The organism is Streptomyces sp. SCL15-4 (assembly GCF_033366695.1).
Classification (GTDB): domain Bacteria; phylum Actinomycetota; class Actinomycetes; order Streptomycetales; family Streptomycetaceae; genus Streptomyces.
The window spans coordinates 2,650,299-2,674,463 of record NZ_JAOBTQ010000001.1; the positions used below are offsets into that span (position 1 = coordinate 2,650,299).

At 72.9% G+C, this 24,165-nt stretch carries 24 protein-coding genes; 2 read left to right on the plus strand and 22 right to left on the minus strand.

All coding sequences use genetic code 11. The features are described from left to right. The first annotated feature begins 33 nt into the window (after nt 1-33). Nucleotides 34-591, plus strand: coding sequence for a M23 family metallopeptidase (locus SCK26_RS11165; protein WP_318201147.1), 558 nt, complete (start codon nt 34-36; stop codon nt 589-591). A 1,099-nt stretch (nt 592-1,690) separates the two neighbouring features. Here SCK26_RS11165 and SCK26_RS11170 read toward each other — a convergent pair. From SCK26_RS11170 to SCK26_RS11250, 17 genes are all read right to left on the minus strand, one after another. Then, nucleotides 1,691-2,248 (minus strand): helix-turn-helix domain-containing protein, encoded by a 558-nt coding sequence (locus SCK26_RS11170; RefSeq protein WP_318205979.1) that lies wholly within the window; start codon nt 2,246-2,248, stop codon nt 1,691-1,693. Nucleotides 2,249-2,312: 64 nt separating this feature from the next. Next, a complete protein-coding gene (whiG, locus tag SCK26_RS11175) occupies nt 2,313-3,155 on the minus strand; it encodes an RNA polymerase sigma factor WhiG (RefSeq protein ID WP_318201148.1) in 843 nt (280 codons plus the stop codon). Nucleotides 3,156-3,484: 329 nt separating this feature from the next. After that, nucleotides 3,485-4,645: a DNA-processing protein DprA gene (dprA, locus tag SCK26_RS11180; RefSeq protein ID WP_318201149.1), complete on the minus strand. Its 1,161-nt coding sequence runs from the start codon at nt 4,643-4,645 to the stop codon at nt 3,485-3,487. Then, nucleotides 4,642-6,267 (minus strand): YifB family Mg chelatase-like AAA ATPase, encoded by a 1,626-nt coding sequence (locus tag SCK26_RS11185; RefSeq protein WP_318201150.1) that lies wholly within the window; start codon nt 6,265-6,267, stop codon nt 4,642-4,644. Before SCK26_RS11185 ends, dprA begins: the two co-directional genes overlap by 4 nt. After that, nucleotides 6,268-6,630: a YraN family protein gene (locus tag SCK26_RS11190; RefSeq protein ID WP_318201151.1), complete on the minus strand. Its 363-nt coding sequence runs from the start codon at nt 6,628-6,630 to the stop codon at nt 6,268-6,270. It abuts the gene before it with no gap. Between the two features lie 126 nt (nt 6,631-6,756). Then, the gene (locus SCK26_RS11195) at nt 6,757-7,065 is read right to left on the minus strand and encodes a DUF2469 domain-containing protein (RefSeq protein ID WP_014675276.1); all 309 of its coding nucleotides are present in this window, start codon (nt 7,063-7,065) and stop codon (nt 6,757-6,759) included. Nucleotides 7,066-7,121: 56 nt separating this feature from the next. Beyond that, entirely contained in the window at nt 7,122-7,670 is a 549-nt protein-coding gene (locus SCK26_RS11200; RefSeq protein ID WP_412080732.1) for an NUDIX hydrolase, read from the minus strand. Next, entirely contained in the window at nt 7,660-8,445 is a 786-nt protein-coding gene (gene lepB, locus SCK26_RS11205; protein WP_318201152.1) for a signal peptidase I, read from the minus strand. Before lepB (SCK26_RS11205) ends, SCK26_RS11200 begins: the two co-directional genes overlap by 11 nt. A 108-nt stretch (nt 8,446-8,553) precedes the next feature. Beyond that, on the minus strand, nt 8,554-9,486 hold the full coding sequence (lepB, locus tag SCK26_RS11210) for a signal peptidase I (protein ID WP_318201153.1): 933 nt from the start codon (nt 9,484-9,486) through the stop codon (nt 8,554-8,556). Continuing rightward, nucleotides 9,434-10,561, minus strand: a complete 1,128-nt coding sequence (gene lepB, locus SCK26_RS11215) for a signal peptidase I (protein WP_318201154.1) — start codon at nt 10,559-10,561, stop codon at nt 9,434-9,436. The genes lepB (SCK26_RS11210) and lepB (SCK26_RS11215) overlap by 53 nt, the downstream gene beginning before the upstream one ends. Further along, a complete protein-coding gene (gene lepB / locus SCK26_RS11220; RefSeq protein WP_318201155.1) occupies nt 10,554-11,255 on the minus strand; it encodes a signal peptidase I in 702 nt (233 codons plus the stop codon). Before lepB (SCK26_RS11220) ends, lepB (SCK26_RS11215) begins: the two co-directional genes overlap by 8 nt. Before the next feature lie 45 nt (nt 11,256-11,300). Further along, complete coding sequence (gene rplS, locus SCK26_RS11225; protein WP_318201156.1) at nt 11,301-11,651, minus strand: 50S ribosomal protein L19; 351 nt, start codon at nt 11,649-11,651, stop codon at nt 11,301-11,303. A gap of 135 nt (nt 11,652-11,786) precedes the next feature. After that, nucleotides 11,787-12,620: a tRNA (guanosine(37)-N1)-methyltransferase TrmD gene (gene trmD, locus SCK26_RS11230; protein WP_318201157.1), complete on the minus strand. Its 834-nt coding sequence runs from the start codon at nt 12,618-12,620 to the stop codon at nt 11,787-11,789. Next, the gene (rimM, locus tag SCK26_RS11235) at nt 12,617-13,162 is read right to left on the minus strand and encodes a ribosome maturation factor RimM (protein ID WP_318201158.1); all 546 of its coding nucleotides are present in this window, start codon (nt 13,160-13,162) and stop codon (nt 12,617-12,619) included. The genes trmD and rimM overlap by 4 nt, the downstream gene beginning before the upstream one ends. Before the next feature lie 82 nt (nt 13,163-13,244). Then, complete coding sequence (locus SCK26_RS11240) at nt 13,245-13,484, minus strand: RNA-binding protein (RefSeq protein ID WP_030612780.1); 240 nt, start codon at nt 13,482-13,484, stop codon at nt 13,245-13,247. A 5-nt stretch (nt 13,485-13,489) separates the two neighbouring features. Beyond that, the gene (rpsP, locus tag SCK26_RS11245) at nt 13,490-13,909 is read right to left on the minus strand and encodes a 30S ribosomal protein S16 (protein ID WP_030785131.1); all 420 of its coding nucleotides are present in this window, start codon (nt 13,907-13,909) and stop codon (nt 13,490-13,492) included. 306 nt (nt 13,910-14,215) lie between these two features. Next, on the minus strand, nt 14,216-14,812 hold the full coding sequence (locus tag SCK26_RS11250; RefSeq protein WP_318201159.1) for a hypothetical protein: 597 nt from the start codon (nt 14,810-14,812) through the stop codon (nt 14,216-14,218). A gap of 540 nt (nt 14,813-15,352) precedes the next feature. Here SCK26_RS11250 and SCK26_RS11255 point away from each other — a divergent pair. Then, nucleotides 15,353-16,195, plus strand: coding sequence for an SAM-dependent methyltransferase (locus SCK26_RS11255; protein ID WP_318201160.1), 843 nt, complete (start codon nt 15,353-15,355; stop codon nt 16,193-16,195). Between the two features lie 3 nt (nt 16,196-16,198). Here the strand turns inward: SCK26_RS11255 and ftsH are convergent, their stop codons facing one another. The 5 genes from ftsH to SCK26_RS11280 form a co-directional block, all read right to left on the minus strand. Beyond that, nucleotides 16,199-18,136 carry an ATP-dependent zinc metalloprotease FtsH gene (ftsH, locus tag SCK26_RS11260; RefSeq protein ID WP_318201161.1) on the minus strand — a complete coding sequence of 646 codons (1,938 nt, stop codon included), beginning with the start codon at nt 18,134-18,136 and terminating at the stop codon, nt 16,199-16,201. A 107-nt stretch (nt 18,137-18,243) separates the two neighbouring features. Continuing rightward, the gene (ffh, locus tag SCK26_RS11265) at nt 18,244-19,794 is read right to left on the minus strand and encodes a signal recognition particle protein (RefSeq protein WP_318201162.1); all 1,551 of its coding nucleotides are present in this window, start codon (nt 19,792-19,794) and stop codon (nt 18,244-18,246) included. A 150-nt stretch (nt 19,795-19,944) separates the two neighbouring features. After that, a complete protein-coding gene (locus tag SCK26_RS11270) occupies nt 19,945-22,398 on the minus strand; it encodes a [protein-PII] uridylyltransferase (RefSeq protein WP_318201163.1) in 2,454 nt (817 codons plus the stop codon). A gap of 29 nt (nt 22,399-22,427) precedes the next feature. Next, a complete protein-coding gene (locus SCK26_RS11275; RefSeq protein ID WP_318201164.1) occupies nt 22,428-22,766 on the minus strand; it encodes a P-II family nitrogen regulator in 339 nt (112 codons plus the stop codon). After that, nucleotides 22,763-24,097 (minus strand): ammonium transporter, encoded by a 1,335-nt coding sequence (locus SCK26_RS11280; RefSeq protein WP_318201165.1) that lies wholly within the window; start codon nt 24,095-24,097, stop codon nt 22,763-22,765. Before SCK26_RS11280 ends, SCK26_RS11275 begins: the two co-directional genes overlap by 4 nt. Nucleotides 24,098-24,165: the final 68 nt, after the last annotated feature.

The window sequence follows — 24,165 nt, forward strand, 5'->3', positions numbered from 1 at the left end:
CCGTGGGGGGCGGGGTGCGGGACGGTGTGCGGCATGCGCTCTGTGACGTTCTGGACGGCTCTGCCGCTGCTGCTGGCGGCGGCCCTGCTCACCCCTCCGGCCCGGGCGGACGCCCCGCCTCCGGCCCCGCCGTCGGCCCCTGGCCCCGAGGTTCCGGCGCTCGCTCGCGCCTGGCCGGTCGGCACCCGCCCGCCGGTCCTGCGGGGCTGGCGGCCACCGCCGACGGTCTACGGCCCCGGGCACCGGGGAGTGGACCTGGCGGCGCCGCCCGGCTCACCCGTACGTGCGGTGGCACCCGGCCGGGTGCTCTTCGCGGGCCGGGTGGCGGGCAGGGGCGTGGTCTCGCTGGAACTGCGGGGAACGGACCTGCGCACGACGTACGAGCCGGTACGGGCCTCGGTGGGGAAGGGCGACGAGGTGGCGGCGGGCGAGGCGGTGGGGGCGCTGGAGGCGGGCCCGCACTGCGGCCCGGCCTCCTGCCTCCACTGGGGCCTGCTGAGGGACGGAACCTACCTGGACCCGCTGTCCCTGCTCCCGCCGTGGCTGCTGCACACCGGCCCGTCGAGACTGCTACCGGTCCGGCCGGCTTAGACGGCCCTGATGGGCTGCCGCCGGTCCGGCCGGCTTGGGCGGCCCTGCTCGGCTGCTGTCGGTCCAGTCGGCTTTAGGCGGCCCTGCTCGGTTGCTGCCGGTCCGGCCGGCTCAGGCGCGCGGCTCTGCTCGACTGCTGTCGGCCCGGCCGGCCTAGGCTCGCGGCTCTGCTCGACTGCTGTCGGCCCGGCCGGCCTAGGCTCGCGGCTCTGCTCGACTGCTGTCGGCCCGGCCGAATCGGCCCGCGCGCCGGCAACCGGCCATCGCGGGACGGCCCGCACAGCCGCCGACCACCCGACTCGGATCGGCTCAGCAGGAATCGGCCGCACAGCCGCCGACCGCACGGCCCGGATCGGCCCGCGCGGCCGCCGCCGCACGGCCTGGATCGACCCGGTCTGGATCGGCCCGCCTGCCGACTACCGGCCCATCCTGGGACGGTCCGCACGGCCGCCGACCGTACGGCCTGGGCCGACGCGCGCCGGCTACCGGCCCACCCCGGGACAGCCCACGCGGCCACTGACCGCACGGCCAGGGTCGGCCCAGCCGCCTGCATTGACCCTCGTAGCCGCTACCGGCCCGACCTGGGACGGCCCGCGCGGCCACCGACCGCACGGCCTGGATCGACCCGGTCTGGATCGGCCCGCCTGACGACTACCGGCCCATCGTGGGATGGCCCGCACGGCCGCCGACCACCCGACCTGGGCCGACCCGCGCGCCGGCTACCGCCCCACCCCGGGACAGCCCACACGGCCACTGACCGCACGGTCAGGGTCGGCCCAGCCGCCTGCATTGACCCTCGTAGCCGCTACCGGCCCGACCTGGGACGGCCCGCGCGGCCACCGACCGCACGGCCTGGATCGACCCGGTCTGGATCGGCCCGCCTGACGACTACCGGCCCATCGTGGGATGGCCCGCACGGCCGCCGACCACCCGACCTGGGCCGACCCGCGCGCCGGCTACCGCCCCGCCCCGGGACAAGCCCACGCGGCCACTGATCGCACGGCCCGGATCGACCCGCGTAGCGGCTACCGGTCCACCCTGGGACGGCTCACACGGCCGCCGCCCGTCCGGCCCCTCTGGCGGGTCCGCGCGGTCGGGGTCAGCCCGTCACGCCTCGCAGGGCCATGGTCACGGCCGCGTCCGTGATCACCGTGGGGTCCTCGGCGGCGCCCAGTTCGATCCGCCGCACCGCCGCGTCCACCACGCCCTGCACCAGCATCGCCGCCAGCCGGGGCTGCTCGTGTCCCAGCTCCCCCAACGCCTCGACGATCATCGCGACGAGTCCCCCGTGCGCCGCCCGGATCTTCTCCCGAGCCCCGGCGTCCAGTTCGCTCGCGGAGATGGCCACCACCGCCCGGTGCCGCCCGTCGCCGACCAGCGCGAGCTGCCGGCGCACGTACGCCTCGACCTTGTCCTCGGCCGAGCCGGCCCGCTCCATCGCCGCCGCGACCTCGGCCGCCCACACCGGGAAGTCGACCTCGCACAGCTCCTCGACCACCGCGGCCCGCGACCGGAAGTACTCGTACACGGACGACCGCGCCAGTCCCGTGCGCTCCGCCAGCGCGGGGAAGGTCAGCGCCTCCGTCCCGCCCTCGGACAGCAGGGACCGAGCCGCGTCCAGCAGGGCGGCTCGCTGCATCGACCGGTGTTCGGCCACGGAGGCCGCTCGAATCCTTGGCACGCCGGACACTTTACGGACACGCCCTGCCGGAAGGGAGGACTCAGCGGCCGAAGCCCGCCAGCTTGGCCCGGAGCTGGAGCACGGACTTGGTGTGGATCTGGCTGACCCGGCTCTCGGTGACGCCGAGCACATTGCCGATCTCGGCGAGGGTCAGGCCCTCGTAGTAGTACAGCGTGACGACGGTCTTCTCCCGCTCGGGCAGGGTGTTGATCGCCCGGGCCAGGAACCGCCGCAGCTCCCGGTCCTCGGCCACCTCCACCGGATTGTCGGCGGCGGTGTCCTCCAGGGTGTCCATCAGGCTGAGCCGGTCCCCGCCCTCGCCGCCGACGTGCAGCAACTCCTCCAGGGCGACCACGTTGGCCAGCGACAGCTGGCTGAACACCGCGTGCAGCTCGTCGACCTCCATGCCCAGCTCGGCGGCGACCTCGCCTTCCGTCGGCGTCCGTCGCAGCCGCGCCTCCAAAGTGGCGTAGGCGCGCTCGACGTTGCGCGCCTTCTGCCGGACCGAGCGGGGGATCCAGTCCAGCGCCCGCAGCTCGTCGATCATGGCGCCGCGGATCCGGGTGATCGCGTACGTCTCGAACTTGATCTCCCGGTCGATGTCGAACTTCTCGATCGCGTCGATCAGCCCGAACACTCCCGAGGACACGAAGTCGGCCTGCTCCACGTTGGGCGGCAGCCCGACACTGACCCGGCCCGCCACGTACTTGACCAGCGGCGAGTAGTGCAGGATCAGCTGCTCCCGCAACCGGTCGTCCCCCGTCGCCTTGTACGACCGCCACAGCTCGTCGAGCGTCGAGGGTGCGGGCGGTCGGGCGCTGCCACCGTCGCGGGCGGCTGGGGGGATCGCCGCCCGGTCGGACCCGGAGGTGTGCTGGGGCATTCGTCGCCTTGTGCCGTTCTGCCGTGAAGTGCCGTGAAGTGCTGGAAGTGGATGGAAGTAGAAGGAGGTGGGGTCGGTACGGAGAAGGGGCCTTACTGGGTGAGGTGTCGGTCTGATGTCGGGTTGACGCGGTCTGCGTCGCACCTTTGTGAGCGTAGCGTGACTGCGGAGTCGCGGTGCGCGAACAAGACGGCTCCACTCCTGCGCGGGGGCGCGCGCCGGGAGGGTGACCGCGCACTACGGCTCGCTCTCCGTGACCGGCCGGGAGCGCCAACTCCGGGAAACCCCAAGGGTGTCGGGGGTTCCCCCGGACGGCCGAACACGGTCGGTCAGCACAGTCGGTCACCGTCGCGGACCGAGGTGACCGCCTGGCGTGTCAACTTCCAGCCATCGCCGTGTCGTTCGACATAGCCAAGTGCTCGGAGTTCGTACAGTCTCGCGATCGCGTCCTCCGGGGTGGTGCGCGCGCCGAGCGCGATCTCCTCGGCGGGGGCCGCGCGGTTGCCGGGCAGCGCGGCGAGCACCCCTCGGGTGTGCGGTTCCAGCAGGTCGCGCGGGAGCACCGGGCCGCGCCGGACGGGGGCGAGATCGCCCATGGCGCCGACGAGTTCGATGATCTCCGTGGCGTCGGTGACCAGGGTGGCCTCGTCGCGCAGCAGGTCGTGCACGCCCGCGGAGAGGGCGCTGGTGACCGGGCCGGGCACGCCCATGGTGAACCGGCCGAGGCGCCGCGCGGCCCGCGCGGTGGCCAGCGAGCCGCTGCGGCGGGCGGCCTCCACGACGACGGTGCCTGTGGTCAGGGCGGCGATGACGCGGTTGCGGAGGATGAACCGGCCGGGGGTCGGATGGTCGCCGGGCGGCAGCTCGCCGACCACCAGTCCCTGGTGGGCGATGCGGGTGAGCAGGGCGGCGTGGCCGCGAGGGTAGGACTGGTCGACGCCGCAGGCGAGGACGGCGACGGTCGCGCCGCGGGCGGCGAGCGCGCCCCGGTGGGCGGCGCCGTCGATGCCGTAGGCGCCGCCCGACACCACCACCCAGCCGCGCTCGGCGAGGCCGGCGGCGAGGGTGGCCGCCGCGTGGGTGCCGTACTCGGTGCAGGCGCGGGCGCCGACCACGGCCACGGACCGCAGGGCCCACATGCGCAGGCTGGGCCGGCCGCGCACCCACAGGCCGAGGGGCCGCGCGTCCCCGAGGTCGTCGAGCTGGCGGGGCCACTCGCCGTCCCCCGGGCACACGAACCGCGCCCCGGCGGCCCGGCCGAGAGCGAGATCCCGCTCCGGCTCGGCCCGCGCGGCCCGCGCGACGAGCCCCGCCCACCGGGTGGCGGTCACTCCCGGCAGGGCTTCGTCCCCGCACCGCAGCCGCCGCACCACCTCCGCCACCCCGAACTCCCGCACCCACCGCCCGCCGGTCTCGTCCCCCGGCTCGATCACCCGCCCGAGGAACACCCGCCCGAGCAGTTCGTCACCGGTTTCCTCCGCGCCGGTCACGTGAGCGCCCCGAGGGCCATCGGCACCCCGCGCGGGACGCCGGTGCGCAGGTGCAGGGCCAGGGCGACGTCGGTGGCGTCCGGGCGGTCGTGTCCGACGAGGTCGGCGACGGTCCAGGCGACGCGCAGCACCCGGTCGATGCCGCGGGCGGTGAGCACGCCGCGCTCCAGGCTGCGTTCGGCCTCGTCCATCGCCCCGGCGGCGGCGTGGTACCGGCTGCGCAGTTCACGGCCGGGCACTTCGCTGTTGGTGCGCCACGGAGTGCCGGCGAGGCGGGCCGCGGTCCGCTCCCGGGCCTGCCGTACCCGTGCGGCCACGGTCTGCGTGGACTCGCCGCGGGCACCGGGCGCGGTGAGCTGGGCCCGGGTGACCGGATCGACCTCCACCCGCAGATCCACCCGGTCCAGCAGTGGTCCGGACAGCCGGGACTGGTAGCGGCGGATCACCGACGGCGGGCACTCGCACAGCGAGTCACGGAGCGAGAACCGGCCGCAGGGACAGGGGTTGGCCGCGAGGACCATCAGGAACCTCGCCGGGAAGCGCACCACGCCGGCGCTGCGCGCGATCACCACGTGTCCCGCCTCCAGCGGCTGGCGCAGGGAGTCCAGGGTCTGGCTGTGGAACTCGGGGGCCTCGTCCAGGAAGAGCACACCGCGATGGGCCAGGGACACCGCTCCGGGTCTGGCGATGCCGGGGCCGCCGCCCACGAGTGACTGCATCGTGGCCGAGTGGTGGGGCGCGCAGTAGGGAGCGACGTCGATCAGCGGCTTGCCGGGAGGCAGCAGCCCGGCGACCGAGTGCACCGCCGTGACCTCCAGCGACTCCTGCCGGGTGAGCCGGGGCAAGACGGCGGGCAGGCGTTCGGCGAGCATGGTCTTGCCCGCGCCGGGCGGTCCCTCCAGGAACAGGTGGTGCCCGCCCGCGGCGGCCACCTCCACGGCCGTACGGGCCGCGGTCTGCCCGACCACGTCCGCCAGGTCGTGGTCCTGGTCGTGCTGCGCGGCGCCGACGCTGTGCATGCCGGTCGCCGCGCCGGTGCCCGGCATCCGCAGCCCGGCCAGCAGAGGATCGGGCCGGCCCGTTTCGTCCGGGGCCTCCTCGGGGACCGGCTCCTCGGCCAGCACGGCGATGAGCTGCCGCAGGCTGCGGACCCCGAGCACGGACACGCCGGGGACCAGTGCGGCCTCGGCGGCGGCGCACTCGGGCACGACCACCTGTTCGTACCCGGCGTCGGCCGCCGCGAGGACGGCCGGCAGGATGCCCCGCACCGGCCGCACGCGGCCGTCCAGTCCCAGTTCTCCGATCATGACGATGTCGGCGAGGACACGCGGATCGATCCGCTCGGCGGCGCCGAGCACCGCGCAGGCGACGGCCAGGTCGAAGCCCGAGCCGGCCTTGGGGACCGAGGCCGGGCTGAGTCCGACGGTGAGCTTCTTCTGCGGCCACTCGCCACCGGAGTTCACCACCGCCGCCCGTACCCGGTCGCGGCTTTCCGTGAGGCTTTTGTCCGGGAGGCCGACCAGGGTGAAGGCCGCCACTCCCGGTTCCAGGTCGGCCTGGACCTCGACGACCACGCCCTCGACGCCGACCAGGGCGACGGAGCATGTGCGGGCGAACGCCACTCAGGCCACCCCCCGCGCGTGCTCGACCGAGGGCGCTCCCCGGCGCGGCAGGAGGACGCCGACGAGGTCGATGCGGACCCCGCCCGGCGGGGCTCCTCCGTGGGCCTGGATCCAGTGCGCGGCGAGAGCCCGCAGCCGGGCCGCCTTCTCCGGGGTCACCGCGGCCATCGGATGCTCGTACGCCCCGCCCCGGCGGGTCTTCACCTCGCAGACGACGAGCGCGTCCCCGTCCCGGGCCACGATGTCGATCTCGCCGGACCGTCCGCTGCGCCAGTTGCGCTCCAGGATCGTCATGCCGGCCTCGGCGAGTCGCCGGGCCGCCAGGTCCTCGCCGTATTTGCCGATCGCTTCTCGTGCGTTCATGTCGGCACCTCCTTCGGCGCCCACCGTCACGCATCCCGGCCCCCGCTGTTGATCTTGGGGGACTACCGACCGGTTGTGGAAAACCTCGCCACCCGAACGGGTGACGTCATGCGAAGCCGCAGGTCATCAGCCGCCCGGCAGCTCCAAATCGCTCTTGTTCAGCTCCTCGATGTTCACGTCCTTGAACGTGAGGACACGGACCTGCTTGACGAAGCGAGCCGGCCGGTACATGTCCCACACCCACGCGTCGGCCATGGTCACCTCGAAGAACACCTCACCTTGGACCGAGTGCACCTGCATCTCGTAGTCGTTGGTGAGATAGAAACGCCGCTCGGTCTCGATCACGTATTTGAACAGACCGACGACATCTCGGTACTCCCGGTAGAGCTTCAGCTCCATCTCGGTCTCGTACTTTTCGAGGTCCTCGGCGCTCATGGCATGTTCCCCTTCAGCCGTGCGATCCCCCCATTGTGCGCCAGCCCGGGGAGCCCTCAGACGATTTCCGTGTCGAGGGTCACGGGCCGGGCCGGGGGACCTTCGACGAGCAGCGTGCGCAGCAGCTCGGCGAGTCTGGTCGGATACACCGTCTCATGTGCCCGGGTCAGTTCCCGGCACGTCCACCAGCGCGCTCCGGCGACGCTGCGCCGCTCCAGTTCCGTCAGCCCCGTCGCCGCGGTGGCCGTCTGGCTCGTCCGGGCCAGGTAGTACCACTCGTCCTGGTCCCAGCGGCGGCCCGCGAACGGGAACGAACATCGCCGCCGCCAGAGCACGGGACCCAGTTCGACGTCGGTGATGCCGGTCTCCTCCGCGAGTTCCCGCAGCGCGGCCTCCTCGCGTGTCTCGGCACCCTCCAGGCCGCCGCCGGGCGTGAACCACCAGTCGTCGGCCGGGTCGTCGGGCTCGTGGCCGTGCAGCAGGAGGATGCGGTCCTCGGGGTCGAGGAGCACCACCCGGGCCACCTTGCGCAACCCGCCCGCACCTTCGTACGGCCCCTCGTCCTCGTACGGCTCCCCCGCCGGCCGTGCCGTCTCAGCGGGCACCGGCGGCCGTCCCCGGGTGGGCCGCGGCCGTGCGGGAGCGGCCGAGGCGGTTCGCGATCGGGCCGTAGGCGCCGCCGCCGAGGACCAGGACCGCGCCGGCCACGATCAGCACCTCCAGCGTGCGCAGCGGGCCCGGCGCGGAGAGGTCGCCCAGCGTCTCGAAGCCGGTGGGCCGCTTGAGCATGCCCTTCCAGGGCCAGACGACGGCGTCCACGCGGGCCGAGACGGCATCGCGGTCGACGGTGCCCCGCGCCGCGTCGGTGAGGTGGGCGGTGGAGTCCAGGGAGCTACGGCGTTCGTCGCCGAGGAGGAAGAGCCGGCCCTCGGGGACGGTGACCGTGCCGAAGCCCTTCAGCTCGGCCAGGCTGCCCGCGGGCAGGTACGACTCCTCGATGGGCTTGCCGTTGACGGTCAGCTTGCCGTCGGTGCAGCAGGAGACCCTGTCACCGCCCACGGCGACCACGCGCTTGACCACCTTGGAGTTGTCGACCCAGCTCTTGTCCTCGAAGACGACCACGTCGCCGCGCCGCACCTCGTCGCCGTCGACCCGCTGGGCCAGCACCCGGTCGCCGGCGGCGATGGTCGGGGACATGGAGCCGGTGGGCACGGTGTACGGCCGGTAGACCACCGCCCCCCACGCGAACCCGCCGAGGAACAGCACCAGCCCCAGCGCCACCGCCAGTCCGGACAGCCGCTGCCCGAGCCGCCCACCGCCGGTCCGTGCCGTACCGGTGCCGCCCGCCGGGGCCGTACGCGTCATGCTCTCGCCACCCATGGACCCGCACCCTACCGGGCGGTACCGAACGGGGGCAGCCCTTCGCTCACGGCCGGGACCGCAGGAGCCGGCCGAGGGCCACCGGGGCGGGCCGGGACCGGCCGGAGGTCACAGGCCGGCGGGAGTGCCGTGTCCGGTCGTCGCCGGGCGCTCCGCGTCGGCCGCACCGCGACCGTTGCGCCGGCGGCGCCACAGCGCCACGGGGAGCACCGCGGCGACGGCCACGCCCTGCGGGGCGACCGTCAGGGACGCGGCGGCGGAGGACTTCTGGTCCAGGCCGGGCTGGTCGAAGGTGTCCGGGACCGGCAGGGTGCCCCAGCGGTTGATGGGCCAGGCCTTGACGATGGCGCGGCCGACGACCTTGTCGACGGGGACCATGCCGTGGTTCTTGTCGGACTGGTTGTAGCGGGAGTCACGGGAGTTCTGGCGGTGGTCGCCCATCACCCAGATGTAGCCCTTGGGCACCTTCACCGTGAACTGGCCGCCCTGGTCGTCCACGCTGCACGGCGTGTTGCCCGGGTAGACGTACGGCTCGTCCAGCGCCTTGCCGTTGACCTTCAGCGGGCCGCTGTTCTTGCACTCGACCGTGTCGCCGCCGACCCCGACCACCCGCTTGATGAGGTCCTTCTCCTCCGCCGAGGGCATCAGGCCGATCCAGCTGAGGACCTTCTGCACCGGGTTCGGGGTCGGCGTCGGCTCACCCGCCAGCCAGTTGTCCGGGTCGTGGAAGACGACGACCTCGCCGCGCTCGGGCTCGGAGCCGAACCACGGCGTGAGCTTGTCGACCAGGACGCGGTCACCCTGCTGGAGCGTGTTCTGCATCGAGTCGGACGGGATCGAGAACGCCTGCACCAGGAACGTCTTGATCAGCAGCGCCAGGACCAGTGCGATGCCGATCAGGATCGGCAGTTCCTTCCAGAAGGAGCGCGGCTTCTTCGGCTGCCGCGCTCCCACGGCCGCGGCCGTGGTCCCGGCACGCGGCTCCCGCTCACCCTCCGGCGTGCCCGCGTCGCCGTCCGCCCGGCCGTTGCCGGAGTTCACGGCGCCGTCCGGTACGGGAACGTCCGGTTCCCCGGGGTGCCCGCGGTTCTCCTCGCCGTCGTGCCCCGAACGTGCGCCAACCGCCACATCCCCCACGCCAACTCCTCACTCTGTGCCGCTGCCTGCCCCACACACTGCGCAGGCCCACCACTCCCATAACGAGCGGGAGTTCCGCAGGGGTCGGGAGCTGTCTCATTCCGTTCCGGTTCTCGTGGGCAACCCTATGCGACGGCCGGGAAACAGCGGCCGTCCCCGGCGCCGAGTCGCTGACGCTTGCGAAGGTTTTAGGTTCCGTCAGGCGCGTCCAGTGGCCGACCGGCCAGCCGATGACCATCGCCCGGCCGACGACCGAGTCCACGGAGACCGTGCCGCCGTAGGGAGTGTCCTGGTGGAAGCGGGAGTCCGCGGAGTTGCCCCGGTGGTCGCCCATGACCCACAGCCGGCCCTTGGGAACGGTGATGTCGAAGGGCGTGGCGGACGGCTGGTCCCCCGGATAGAGGTAGTCGCCCTCGGTGAGGGGGACGCCGTTGACCGTGACGCGGCCTTGCGCGTCACAGCACTCGACGTGGTCGCCGCCGACTCCGATGACCCGTTTGATCAGATCCTTCTCGTTGTCGGACGGCAGCAGGCCGATGAAGCCGAGCCCTTCCTTGAGCTGCTTGAGGACCACCGGGTCGCCTCTCTTGGCGGTCTGCTCGTCCTGGAGCCAGCCGCCCGGGTCGTGGAAGACGACGACGTCCCCGCGCTCCGGTTCGGCGCCGAACCAGGGGGTGAGCTTGTCGACCAGCACCCGGTCGCCGATCCGGATCGTCTGCTCCATGGACCCGGACGGGATCACGAACGCCTGGACGAGGAAGGTCTTCAGGACGAGCGCGATGAGGACGGCGACGCCGACCAGGAGAGGGATCTCCCGCACGGCCGAGCGGCGGCGCTTGCGCTTGACCTTGCGCTGGAGCCTGCGGCGCTCCGCGCGGGTGCGGCCGCCGCCGGGCGCGGAGGCGCGGCGGGCCCCGGTGGGCAGCAGGTTGTCGGCGGGGCCGGCGGGCACCCCGCGTGGTTTGCCGCGGTTACCCATGGCCGCCCTCCGCCGGGGCGGCGGGCACGCCGGCGTAGGCCGGCGGCCGGGTCAGATGCGTCCAGTGGCGGTACGGCCACAGGATCCAGTCGGCCCGGCCGATGACGTCCCCGACCGGGATCATGCCGCCGCCGGGCGAGCCGAGGTGGTCGCGGGAGTCGCTGGAGTCGCTGCGGTGGTCGCCGAGGACGAACAGCCGTCCCGGGGGGACGACGACGTCGAACGGCACGCTGGAGGCGCTGTCGCCCGGATAGAGGAACGCGGTCTCGTCGACCGGCCGGCCGTTCACCTCGAGCCTCCCCTGCTTGTCGCAGCAGACCACATGGTCTCCCCCCACCCCGACGACCCGCTTGACGTAGTCGGCGTCCCCGAAGTACCCGGTGCCGTCGAACACGATGACGTCACCGCGGCTCGGCCCGGCACCGAAACGGTACGCCAGCTTGTTCACGAGGACGCGGTCCCCGATCCTCAGCCCCTGCTCCATGGAACCGCTCGGGATCTGGAACGGCTGCACCACGAAGGCGTTGAGGAGCAGCAGGAACGCCAGGCCGGTCAGGGCGGTGAGGGTGATGCGGCCGCCCGGGAGCCAGTCGGCGAGGCGGGCCGCCAACGCGAAACGCGACCGGCCCTCCGCCCCCGGAGGACCGGGGTGGGAGGAGCGGTCGCGTTGCGTCGGCTGTGCTTCGGTGTCCATCGGAGCCAGATGCTATCCGGCCCCGCCGTGACCCCGTGAGAGCACTCAGCTGTCGCGCTTCTCCTTGATCTTCGCGGCCTTGCCGCGCAGCTCACGGAGGTAGTACAGCTTGGCGCGGCGCACGTCACCACGGGTGACCAGCTCGATCTTCTCGACGATCGGGGTGTGCACCGGGAAGGTGCGCTCGACGCCGACGGAGAACGAGACCTTGCGGACCGTGAAGGTCTCGCGGACACCGGAGCCCTGGCGGCGGATCACAACGCCCTTGAACTGCTGCACACGGGAGCGGTTGCCCTCGATGACGCGGACGTGGACGTTGACGGTGTCACCCGGGCGGAAGGCCGGGATGTCGCTGCGCAGCGACGCGGAGTCGACGGTGTCGAGCAGGTGAGACATTTTGTCTGCTTTCCTCGCTGATGCCACAGGTCATCAACGGAAACTAGGGGTTCCAGGAGGACTGCCGTGCGGATCGGGGCGGGCGTCGTGTCCCCCTGTGGCAGGGGCGCTCGCCTGCGGACGCACAGCAGCGGCCTATTCTTCCATGCCGTCGGCGCGGCGCCAAAATCGGCCGTACCGCTCCCCGTCCGGGTCCGGTGCCCAGCCCAGGATGGAGAGCATCTCGCGGTCCTTCTTGTCGAAGGCCTTCGGGTCGCAGCGCTCGATCAGATCGGGCCGGTTGACGGTCGTACGCCTCAGAGCCTCGTCGCGGCGCCAGCGGGCGATCTTCCCGTGGTGGCCGCTGAGCAGCACCTCGGGGATGTCCCGGCCGCGCCAGACGGGCGGCTTGGTGTAGACGGGGCCTTCGAGGAGATTGGCCATCGCGCCGGGGGCGAAGGAGTCGTCGCGGTGGGACTCGGCGTTGCCGAGGACGCCGGGCAGCAGCCGGGCGACGGCCTCCGTGACCACCAGCACGGCCGCCTCACCGCCGGCCAGGACGTAGTCGCCGATGGACACCTCGTAGACCGGGACGCGGGTGGCGTACTCGTCCACGACGCGCCGGTCGATGCCTTCGTAGCGCGCCGGTGTGAAGATCAGCCAGGGGCGCTCGGACAGTTCGACGGCCAGTTCCTGGGTGAAGGGACGGCCGCTGGGCGTGGGCACGATCAGCGCGGGGGCCTGGGCGCCGGTCTCGTAGCCGTCGGCGAGGACGGTGTCGAGGGCCTCTCCCCAGGGGCCGGTCTTCATGACCATGCCGGGACCGCCGCCGTACGGCGTGTCGTCCACGGTGTTGTGCCGGTCGTACGTCCACTCCCGCAGGTCGTGCACGTGGACGTCCAGCTGCCCTCGCGCGCGCGCCTTGCCGACGAGGGAGACGTTCAGCGGTTCGAGGTACTCGGGGAAGATCGTGACGACATCGAGCCTCATGCGTCCTCGTCCCTGGAGGAGGCGATCTCGGCGCGGTCGTCGATCAGGCCCGGCGGCGGCGTGACGACCGCCCGCTGCTCCGCCAGGTCGATCTCGGTGACGATCTCCTCCACGAAGGGGATCAGCACCTCGCTGCCGTCCGGGCGCTCCACGATGAACAGGTCCTGCGAGGGCAGGTGGGAGATCTCGGTGATCCGGCCGATCTCCGTGCCGTCCTCGGTGACCACGTCCAGGTCGATCAGCTGGTGGTCGTAGAACTCGTCCTCGTCCTCGGGCAGCTCCTCCGGGTCCACCTCGGCGATCAGCAGGGTGTTGCGCAGGGCCTCGGCCGCGTTGCGGTCGGTGACGCCCTCGAAGCGCAGCAGGAGGCGGCCGCTGTGCACCCGCCCCGTGGCGATGGTCAGCGGTCCCGCGGAAGCGGGGTCCGTGGCGAGTACGGCGCCGGGAGCGAGCCTCAGCTCCGGCTCGTCGGTACGTACCTCGACGGTGACCTCGCCCTTGATGCCATGGGCACGGCCGATCCGTGCGACTACCAGCTGCACCTGTCCAAATCTCCTGTCATACGACTGCGGGCCGGGGACGGCCCAGTGGCCCTCCCCGGCCCGAGCCGGTTGCGATGAAGCGTCAGCGGACGTCGTCCACGTCGACCAGGTCGACGCGGACACCGCGACCGCCGATGGCGCCCACGACGGTGCGCAGGGCGCGCGCGGTGCGGCCGTTGCGGCCGATCACCTTGCCGAGGTCGTCCGGGTGGACCCGGACCTCGAGGACGCGCCCGCGACGCAGGTTGCGCGAGGCGACCTGCACATCGTCAGGGTTGTCGACGATGCCCTTCACGAGGTGCTCAAGCGCCTCTTCGAGCATGCTGCTCAGGCCTCGGTCGACTCGGACTCAGCCGCGGCCTCGTCCTTCTTCTCAGCCTTCTTCTTCTGGGTGATCGCCTCACCCTTGCCCTCGTCGTCACCGCCGAGAGCCTCGAACGACGGACGGGCCGGCTTCGGCTCGGCGACGAGCAGCGGCGCGGGAGCCGGCTCGCCCTTGAACTTCTGCCAGTCGCCGGTCTTCTTCAGGATGGCGAGCACGGGCTCGGTCGGCTGCGCGCCGACACCGAGCCAGTACGCCACACGCTCGGCGTCCACCTCGATGACCGACGGGTTGTAGGTCGGGTGGTACTTGCCGATCTCCTCGATGGCCCGGCCGTCACGGCGGGTACGGGAGTCGGCGACGACGATGCGGTAGTGAGGCGAACGGATCTTGCCCAGACGCTTCAGCTTGATCTTGACTGCCACGGGAGTGGGTTCTCCTGGAATTGACGTGGTTGGGCACGGCGAGACGCCGCGTGGGGTTGCGGTACCCGAGTGCCCGATGGACGCGTCAGCCGGAGGAGAGAGGGGTCCTATGCGACTGTCGAGTACAGCTAGCCATTCTGCCACACCCCGAGGACCGCTTCCGGCCGAGGGTGGGTGAGCTGCGGTACGGGCAGGGTTCAGCGGCACCCGGCGTGGAGGTGAGACACGTCGGGTGCGCTGCCCGGTGCGGTGAGGTCGCCGCCCGCGGGCCGGCAGCCACGAGATGCCGGTACGCGCGCGCCGCGCCTACGCCGCTCCCATGACCTCCGGGATCCGGAACGGCTTGCCGCAGCCGCCGCAGACGATGGGGGCCTGGGCCAGGACCGACGGGACGACCCGCACGTTGCGCCCGCAGTCGCACACCGCCTTGACCCGGACGCCGCCGCCGGAGGAGCCGTGCCGGGCGGCCGGACCGCGGAAGCTGCGGGCGGTGTCGGCCGAGGTGGCGGCCATGTGGGCCTTCAGCGCGCGCTGGAGCCGCTCCATGGTCGGGCGGTAGCGCCGCTTCGCCTCGGCGTTGAGCGTGACCAGGGAGAAACCGCTGCTCGGGTGCGGCTCCTCGGGATGGTCCAGGCCCAGCTCCTCGGCGATCGCGAGGAAACGGCGGTTGTGATAGCGGCCGGCCCGGGAGGTGTCGCGGATGCCCCGGGCGGCGGCGATGCCGTGGACTGCCTCATGGAGCAGTCGTTCGAAGGAGAGTTCGTGTCCGCACGCGGACGACGACTCTCCGATCAGGGACTCTGGTGCGGCTAGGTCCGGCAGCTCGGGGTGGTGCCGCTGAATGTCGGCCCACGCCTGCGCCAGCTCTGCGGCGAGAACAGGTGGTGTCTGTGTCGTGCTCACGTAATGACAACGAGCGGGGGTGCCCCCGTGTTCCGATTCCGGGGCATCCCAAATAATTTGCACGTACCCGTCAGTTGCCGCTGATGCGTCCTGACGAGGGCGGGTGCGCTGATCTGCGGAGAAGCGTCACAGCTCCGCACAAGCTGGTGCGTAGGCGGCGCTACGCACCGGCGACGGGCCCCGGGACGACACGGGCCGTCGGCCCGGCGAGGGGCGGATCCGGCCGCTCGCGGCCCGCCGTGCCCTCCCGGCCGGCGTCCGCGCCCGCGTGACGTTACCGGGTGACGCCGCACCGCCCGCCACCGGCCCGCCCCCGCCGGCCGCGCACCGCTCCCCCGCGCGCGGCCACCGTACGGCCCTCCAGGTTGCCGGGATGTGAATTCTCGCCACACCCGCGTCCACGGCCCAAGCCGGACCCCAAGACCCCTGGACGGCACGGCGGGCCGGGAGTTACCTGGCATACGTGGGATGTGCGCGGCACTCCACGGGGGCCACACGACCGGGTACAGCGGCGAACTGTCGGCGGATTGGGGCGCTTCCATGACACCTACGCTCGTGCGGCAGCACGTGGCCCACGCGGACTCGGCATCCCGCGTGGACCTGAGCGCACGCGCGCGTGACTGGTCCGAGATCCAGGAGCGGATGCTCGTACCGCTCTACGCGGCCGTGTACGACCGACTCGGCGTGGGTCCCGCCGGCCGGCTGCTGGGCCTGCGCTGCGGGTCCGGGCTCGCCCTGCTGCTGGCGTCCGCCCGGGGCGCCGCGGTTACCGGCGTCGAGTCCGCCTTCCCGGAACGGCTCGCCCTCGCGCGCGCCCGCCTCCTGCCGGACACCCCGTCCGGCGGCACGCGCCGGACGGCGGCGCCGGAACTCCTCGACGGCCTGCCCGCCGGTCCGGCCGGCGGGCAGCCGTACACCGTGGTGACCGTCTTCGAGCCGGGCGACACCGACGGGCTCGGCGAACTGCTCGCCGCCGCGCTGCCGCTGGCCGCGCGCGGGGCGGCCGTGGTGCTGACCGGCTGGGGACCGCCCGAGCGCTGCGCCACCACCTCGGTGCTGCGCACGGCCGCCGCGCTGGCCGACCCGCTGCCCGGCGCCCGCGGCTGGCGGCCCGCCCGCCGCGACGACCTGGAGGAGGCCGCCGCCCGGGCCGGGCTGCGCCCGGACGGCTCCGGCCGGGTCGCCTGCCCGTTCGGGTACGCCGGCCTCGACAGCGCCGTACGAGGGCTGCTGTCGACCGGGCTGTTCGACGCGGCGATCGCGGCGACCGACGCCCGGCAGGTCGACAAGGAGCTGACGGAGGCCCTGCACCCGTACCGCCGTCCGGACGGCACGGTGTGGATGCCGAACGTCTTCCGCTACCTCGTCGCCCGCGTCCCCTAGGGCCTAGGCTTCGCCGTCCTTGCCCGGGCGGCTGATGCCGGCGATGCGGTAGGCGTCCGCCTCCTCCAGCGTCTCGTTCTCCAGCAGGGCGTGCGCGAGCGCGTCGAGCCGTCCCCGGTGGTCGCGCAGCTTGTGGCACGCCTCCGCGTGGCACTCGTCCACGATCCGCCGCATCTCGGCGTCGATCACATCGAGGGTCGCCGGGGCGGCGGCGAGGCCGTAGGCCTGCTGGGCGTCGTTCGGCAGCGCGGACAGCCGGCCGACCCGCTCGCTCATGCCCCAGCGCGAGACCATGCCCCGGGCGATGGCGGTGACCTGCTCCAGATCGCTCTCGGACCCCGTGGTGATCACGCCGTAGACCACCTGCTCGGCCGCCATCCCGCCCAGCGCGCCGATGATCCGGCCGCGCAGGTACTCCTCGGTGAACGCGTACTTGTCCGATTCCGGCGTCGACAGCGTGACGCCCAGCGCCCGGCCGCGCGGCACGATCGTGATCTTGCGGACCGGGTCGGCGCCCGGCTGGAGCATGCCCAGCAGCGCGTGCCCGCTCTCGTGGTACGCGGTGCGCCGGCGCTCCTCCTCCGGCATCACCAGCGAGCGCTCCGCCCCGAGCTGCACCTTCTCCAGCGCCTCGGACAGGTCGGACCGGGTCACCTGCCGCTGCTTGCGCTTGACCGCGAGCAGCGCGGCCTCGTTGGCCAGGTTGGCCAGCTCCGCGCCGGTCATGCCCGGTGTCGTACGGGCCACCTGCCCGAGGTCGACGTCGTCGGCGAGCGGGATCCCGCGGGTGTGGATCTGGAGGATGGCCTCGCGTCCGCCGCGGTCCGGCGGCGAGACCTGTACCACCCGGTCGAAGCGGCCGGGGCGGGTCAGGGCCGGGTCGAGGATGTCGGCGCGGTTGGTGGCCGCGATCACGATCACGCCCTCCGAGCCGGAGAAGCCGTCCATCTCGGTGAGGATCTGGTTCAGCGTCTGCTCGCGCTCGTCGTGCCCGCCCATCGACGCGCCGCCGCCGCGCGCCCGGCCGATGGTGTCGATCTCGTCGATGAAGATGATCGACGGCGCCACCTTGCGGGCCTCCGCGAACAGCTCCCGCACCCGGGAGGCGCCCACGCCCACGATCATCTCGATGAACTCGGAGGCCGAGGCGGAGAAGAACGGCACGCCCGCCTCACCGGCCACGGCCCGCGCCAGCAGCGTCTTGCCGGTGCCGGGCGGCCCCGCGAGCAGCACGCCCCGGGGCATCTTGGCGCCCATCCGGCGGTAGACGTCGGGGTTCTTCAGGAAGTCGACCACGTCGTTCAGCTCGGCCTCGACCTCGTCGATGCCGGCCACGTCGGCGAACGTGGTGCGCTTCTCCCCCGGCACCAGCTCCACCGGCTTCGGCGGCGCCTTGCGGCCGAGCATCCCGCCCGGACCGCCGAGTCCCGCGCTCATCCGCCGGGCGACGAACACCCAGACGGCGATCAGCAGCAGCATCGGCGCCAGCGAGATCAGCAGGTTGGCGAGAAAGCTGCGGTGCTGGACGACCGGCTCGGCCGTGACGGTGACCTTGTGCCGGGTCAGGCCGGCCCACAGGTCGTCGTGCGCGAACGAGGGCCGCTCGGTGTTGAACTTGGTGTACGCGCCGCCGCCCTCCGGGTTCTTCCGCTCCTTCTTGAGCTGGCCCTGGATGGAGTCGCCCTTGGCGTAGATCCTGGCGACGTTGCCCTCGTCCACCTGCCTGGCGAACTCGGTGTACGAGATCGTCGGCTCGTTCGCCCGGTCGACGTAGGACAGCACCAGGTTCGCGATCAGGTACACGACCAGCGCGGTGAGGATCAGCCGCCACCAGCCGCCCCGCATCCCGCGCCCGCCGGAGGGCTGCTGCGGCTCCTCCGGGGCGCCCTCGGTGCGCCAGGGCTGGTCCGGCGACTTGCGCGGCGGAGCGGAATCGGCCATACCGGGACGGTACGACACCCTTTCCGCACCGGCACGCGCTGAGGGCGCCCTTCCGGTGGAAGGACGCCCTCGGCGGCGTACGGGCCGGGCCGGGCCCGGAAGCCGGGTCAGCCCATGAACTTCTTGAACTCGTCCGGCAGCTCGAAGTCCTGGTCCTGCTGGCCCGGCAGGCCGAACGCGCCGCCGGCCTGCGCCGCGGCCTCGCGGCGCTGGGCCGCCTCCAGCTCCTGCTGCTTGCGCTTCATCGGGTTGCCGGAGCGCTGCTTGCCCTTGGCCTTCTTCTGCTGCTTCTTCTGCCGGCCGGGGCCGCCGCCCATGCCCGGGATCCCCGGCATGCCCGGCATGCCGCCGCCCTGGGCCATGCGGGACATCATCTTGCGGGCCTCGAAGAACCGCTCGACCAGACCCTTGACCGCGCTGACGTCGACACCGGAGCCCTTGGCGATACGGGCGCGGCGGGAGCCGTTGATGATCGTCGGGTCCTGGCGCTCGGCCGGGGTCATCGACTTGATGATCGCGGCGGTGCGGTCGACGTCCCGCTCGTCCAGGTTGGCGATCTGGTCCTTGATCTGGCCCATGCCCGGGAGCATGCCGAGCAGCTTGCTGATGCTGCCCATCTTCCTGACCTGCTCCATCTGGGACAGGAAGTCGTCCAGGGTGAAGTCCTGGCCCTTCTTGGACGCCAGCTTCGAGGCCATCTTGGCGGCCTCTTCCTGGCTGAAGGTCTTCTCCGCCTGCTCGATCAGGGTGAGCAGGTCGCCCATGTCGAGGATGCGGGAGGCCATCCGGTCCGGGTGGAACGCGTCGAAGTCGTCCAGCTTCTCGCCGTTCGACGCGAACATGATCGGCTTGCCGGTGATCTGCCGGATGGACAGGGCGGCACCGCCGCGGGCGTCGCCGTCGAGCTTGGAGAGCACCACGCCGTCGAAGCCGACGCCGTCGCGGAAGGCCTCGGCGGTGTTGACGGCGTCCTGACCGATCATCGCGTCGACGACGAACAGGATCTCGTCCGGGGAGACGGCGTCGCGGATGTCGGCGGCCTGCTGCATCATCTCGGCGTCGATACCGAGGCGGCCGGCGGTGTCCACGATCACGATGTCGTGGACCTTGGACTTCGCGAACTCGATGGAGTCCTTGGCGACCTTCACCGGGTCGCCGACGCCGTTGCCCGGCTCCGGCGCGTACACCGCGACGCCGGCGCGCTCGGCGACGACGCTCAGCTGGTTGACGGCGTTGGGGCGCTGGAGGTCGCAGGCGACCAGCAGCGGGGAGTGGCCCTGCTCCACCAGCCACTTGCCGAGCTTGCCGGCGAGGGTGGTCTTACCGGCACCCTGGAGACCGGCCAGCATGATCACGGTGGGCGGCTGCTTGGCGAAGCGGAGCCGCCGGGTCTCGCCGCCGAGGATCTCCACCAGCTCGTCGTTGACGATCTTGATGAACTGCTGCGCCGGGTTGAGCGCCTTGGAGATCTCGACCCCGAGCGCCCTCTCCTTGACGTTCTTGACGAACGCGCGGACGACGGGGAGGGCCACGTCGGCTTCGAGAAGCGCGATGCGGATTTCCCGGGCCGTGGCGTCGATGTCCGCCTCGCTGAGCCTGCCCTTGCCCCGCAGGGACTTGAAGGTGGCTGTGAGGCGGTCGGAGAGAGTATCGAACACGGCGGCGTAGGTCCTCGCGTCGGCGGCTGTCTGAGTCGTCCTCCAGGGTATCCGGCCGCGCAAGCGATTCGCCCCCGCCCGCTCGGGTGGACGAGCGGAAAGGCCGACCCGCGCCGGCGGGGACGACCGCGCCGACGCTCCGGAAGGCCATTATTCCCGCAGCGTCTCCTCCAGCATCCCGGCCAGCGACGACGCGTCCGCGTCCGGCAGCGGCGCGCCGGCGCCCGTCGTGACGTAGAACGCGTCCACCGCGTTCGCCCCCAGCGTCGACACGTGCATGCTCCGCACCCGTACGCCCGCCTTCTCCAGGGCCGTGCCGATGCGGTGCAGCAGGCCCGGGGCGTCCTGGGCGCGGACCTCGATCACCGTGGCGTGGCGGGAGGCGGCCGGGTCCACCGTGACCCGGGGCGGCGGAGCGGTCCAGCCGCGCCGGCGGGGGTAGGCGGCGTCGCGTTCGGCGAGGCGGCCGGCGATGTCCAGGGAGCCGTCCAGGGCGCGGACGAGGTCGGTGCGCAGCCGGGCCGCCTGGGGCAGGGAGCCGTACTCGGCGGCGACCCGCCAGTCGAGGAGGAGGATCGTGCCGTCCTCGTCCACGCCCTCCGGCAGGCGCAGGGCGCGCAGTTCCGCCGTGCGGACGGTGAGGCGGTGCACGGCGAGGACCCCGGCGACCGCGGGCAGGACGCCGGGCCGGTCGGGGACGGCGATGAGGAGTTCGACGCCCAGGGGTTCCGGTTCGCCGGGCGGCTCGCCGCCGGGCACGGGTTCGGCCTGGGCGCGCAGGGCGAGGACCGGGCCGCCGGTGCGGAAGGCCTCGACGGCGAGCCGCTCCTGCTCGGCGGTGGGCGCGGCCGGCTCGGGTTCGTCGGGCGCGGCGCCGGCGAGGACGCCCCGGACGCGCCGGACCAGGTCGGCGACGAGGGAGCCGCGCCAGGAGGACCAGGCGGCCGGGCCGGTGGCGAGGGCGTCCGCCTCGGTGAGGGCGTGCAGCAGTTCCAGGGTGCTCTGGGAGCCGACCGCGTCGGCCACGGAGCGGACGGTGGCGGGGTCGTCCAGGTCGCGGCGGGTGGCGGTCTCGACGAGCAGCAGGTGGTGGCGGACCAGCGTGGACAGCACGGTGACGTCGGCGCGGTCGAAGCCGATGCGGGCGGCGACGTCCTTGGCGATGATCTCGCCGGCCACCGAGTGGTCGCCGGGCCAGCCCTTGCCGATGTCGTGCAGCAGGGCTGCGACCAGGAGCAGGTCGGGGCGGCCGACCCGGCGGGTGAGTTCCGAGGCGCGTACGGCGGTCTCGATGAGGTGCCGGTCGACCGTCCAGATGTGGACGGCGTTGCGCTGCGGCCGGCAGCGGACCCGTTCCCAGTCCGGGAGCAGGCGGCTGATCAGGCCCTCGGCCTCCAGTGCCTCCCAGACCTCGACGGTCGGGCGGCCGGAGCCGAGGAGGGTGACGAGCTGTTCGCGGGCCTCGGCGGGCCAGGGGGTGGGCAGGGGGCGCGCGGTGGCGGCCATGCGCCGGACGGCGTGCAGGGAGAGCGGGAGGCCGGCCTGCGCGGCGGCGGCTGCGGCGCGCAGCGGGAGGACGGGGTCGCGGTCGGGGCGGGCGGCGCGGGCGAGCACCACTTCGCCGTCCTGTTCCACCACGCCCTCGGCCAGCGGCGAGCGTTCGGTGGCCGGCCGGCCGGCGCCGAGCAGGGCGCGCAGCCGGGGCCGTACGGCGCGGGAGCGCAGGACGCGTCCCACCTCGCGCCAGGTGACATCGCCGGCGTACGCGATGACGCCGGCGGCTTCGTAGACCTGGCGCAGCAGGGTGTCGGCGTCGAGCAGGCCCAGTTCCGCGGCCACCTGGTCCTGTTCCTGGAGGGCGAGCCGGTCGGTGGCGCGGCCGGTGGCCAGGTGGAGGGCGTCGCGGACGTCGAGCAGGCGGCGGCGGGCGTCGGCCAGGCCCTCGCGGGGGGCGTCGGCGAGCCAGGAGGCGGCGACGGCGCGCAGCGCGGTGGCATCGCGCAGGCCGCCGCGGGCCTCCTTGAGGTCGGGTTCGAGCAGGTAGCGCAGTTCGCCTTGGCGGGCGGCGCGCTCGGCGCACAGGTCCCGGAGTTCGGGCAGGCGCTTCGGCGCCTGGTTGCGCCAGTCGGTGAGGACGGCGGTGCGCAGGCCGGCGGTGAGGGTGCTGTCGCCGGCGAGGTGGCGGGCGTCCAGCAGGCCGAGGTGGACCTTCAGGTCCTCGGCGGCGGTGGTGCGGGCCTCGGCGGGAGTGCGGACGGAGTGGTCGAGGGAGAGGCCGAGGTCCCAGACGGGGTACCAGATCCGGTCGGCGAGGGCGGCGACGGCGGCGGGGTCGGAGCCGTCGTGCAGCAGCACGAGGTCGAGGTCGCTGCGCGGGGACAGCTCGGCGCGGCCGTAGCCGCCGACGGCGACGAGGGAGACGCCCCTGGCCGGGCCGGCCGCCGCGGCGAACAGTCCGGCGAGCCAGTCGTCGGTCAGTCCGGCGAGTGCGGAACGGCGCGGCGGCCCGGACCGCGCGTCCTCGGTGAGGAGGCGCAGCCGGGCCGCCGCGTAGCCGCCGGGACCTGGGTCTTCCGTTTCCGTGTACGTGTCCGTGCCCGTCACCCGGCGACTCCTCTTCCTGTCGGTCCTGCTCAGAGCGCGTCCGGTCCGCGCTCACCGGTGCGGACGCGGACGGCGGTCTCCACCGGCAGGGACCACACCTTGCCGTCCCCGATCTTGCCGGTGCGGGCGGCCTTGACGACGACCTCGATCAGCTGCTCGGCGTCGTCGTCCTCGGCCAGCACCTCGATCCGGACCTTGGGGACGAGGTCGACGGTGTACTCGGCGCCGCGGTAGACCTCCGTGTGGCCGCGCTGCCGGCCGTAGCCGCTGGCCTCGGTGACGGTGAGTCCGTGGACGCCGAAGGCCTGGAGGGCTTCCTTGATCTCGTCGAGCCGATGGGGCTTGACGACTGCGGTGATGAGCTTCATGCGTCCACCTTCCGGGTCTGTACGGCGGCCAGGGCGGTGGCGGTTCCGGTGACCCCGCCGCCGGCGCCGCTGAAGTCGTATGCGGTCTCGGCGTGTTCGGCCTGGTCGATGCCGGAGATCTCCTCGTCCTCGGTGACCCGCATGCCGAGGGTCTTGTCGAGGAGGAAGGCAAGGACTGCGGAGGCGATCAGGGAGTAGGCGAGGACCGCGAAGACGCCCGCGCACTGCTTCCACAGCTGGTCGAAGGAGTGGTCGCCGTAGAAGACGCCGGTGGCGGCGGACTGGCCCTTGCCGGTGGCGAAGAAGCCGACGAGCAGCGAGCCGAGGATGCCGCCGACCATGTGGACGCCGACGACGTCGAGGGAGTCGTCGTAGCCGAACCTGAACTTCAGGCCGACGGCCGCGGCGCAGGCGACGCCGGCGATCGCGCCGACGGCGATCGCGCCGAGCGGGGAGACCGCGCCGCCGGAGGGGGTGATGGCGACCAGGCCGGCGACCGCGCCGGAGGCGGCGCCGAGGGTGGTGCAGGCACCGTGCCGGATCTTCTCGTAGGCCAGCCACGCCAGCATCGCGGCGGCGGTGGCGACCTGGGTGTTGACGAACATCAGCGCGCCGACGCCGTCGTCGTTGCCGAGCCAGGAACCGGCGTTGAAGCCGAACCAGCCGAACCAGAGCAGTCCGGCGCCGAGCATGACCAGCGGGAGGCTGTGCGGGCGCATCGGGTCCCGCTTGAAGCCGACGCGCTTGCCGATGACGAGGATGACACCGAGCGCCGCCGCACCGGCGTTGATGTGGACCGCCGTACCGCCCGCGAAGTCGATCACGCCGAGCTTGAAGGCCCAGCCGTCGGAGGCCCAGACCCAGTGGGCGACGGGGACGTAGACGAGGGTGACCCACAGGGCGACGAAGAGGGCCCAGGCGGAGAACTTCACCCGGTCGGCGAGGGCGCCGCTGATCAGGGCGGGGGTGAGGATCGCGAACATCAGCTGGAAGGCCATGAAGACGAAGACCGGGATGGTGTAGCCGTCCCAGAGTTCGGTGAGGCCTATGTCGCTGAGGCCGATCCAGTCGGCGTTCCAGCCGAGGAGGCTGTTGCCGTTGCCGAAGGCGAGGGAGAAGCCGTAGAGCACCCACAGGATGGTGACGATCCCGAGGCTGATGAAGCTCATCATGAGCATGTTCAAAGTGCTCTTGACGCGGACCATGCCTCCGTAGAAGAAGGCCAGGGCCGGGGTCATGAGCATCACCAGGGCGGAGCAGATGAGCATGAAGCCTGTGTTGGCGGACGACAGTCTGGGTGCGTCCGCCGCAAGCATGATGGCTGGTGCCATCGGCGTCTCCTCGTCGATTGGTACGGCCCCGTGCGGGCGGTGCCTGAGCGGTCCGGTCGGGTGAGGGG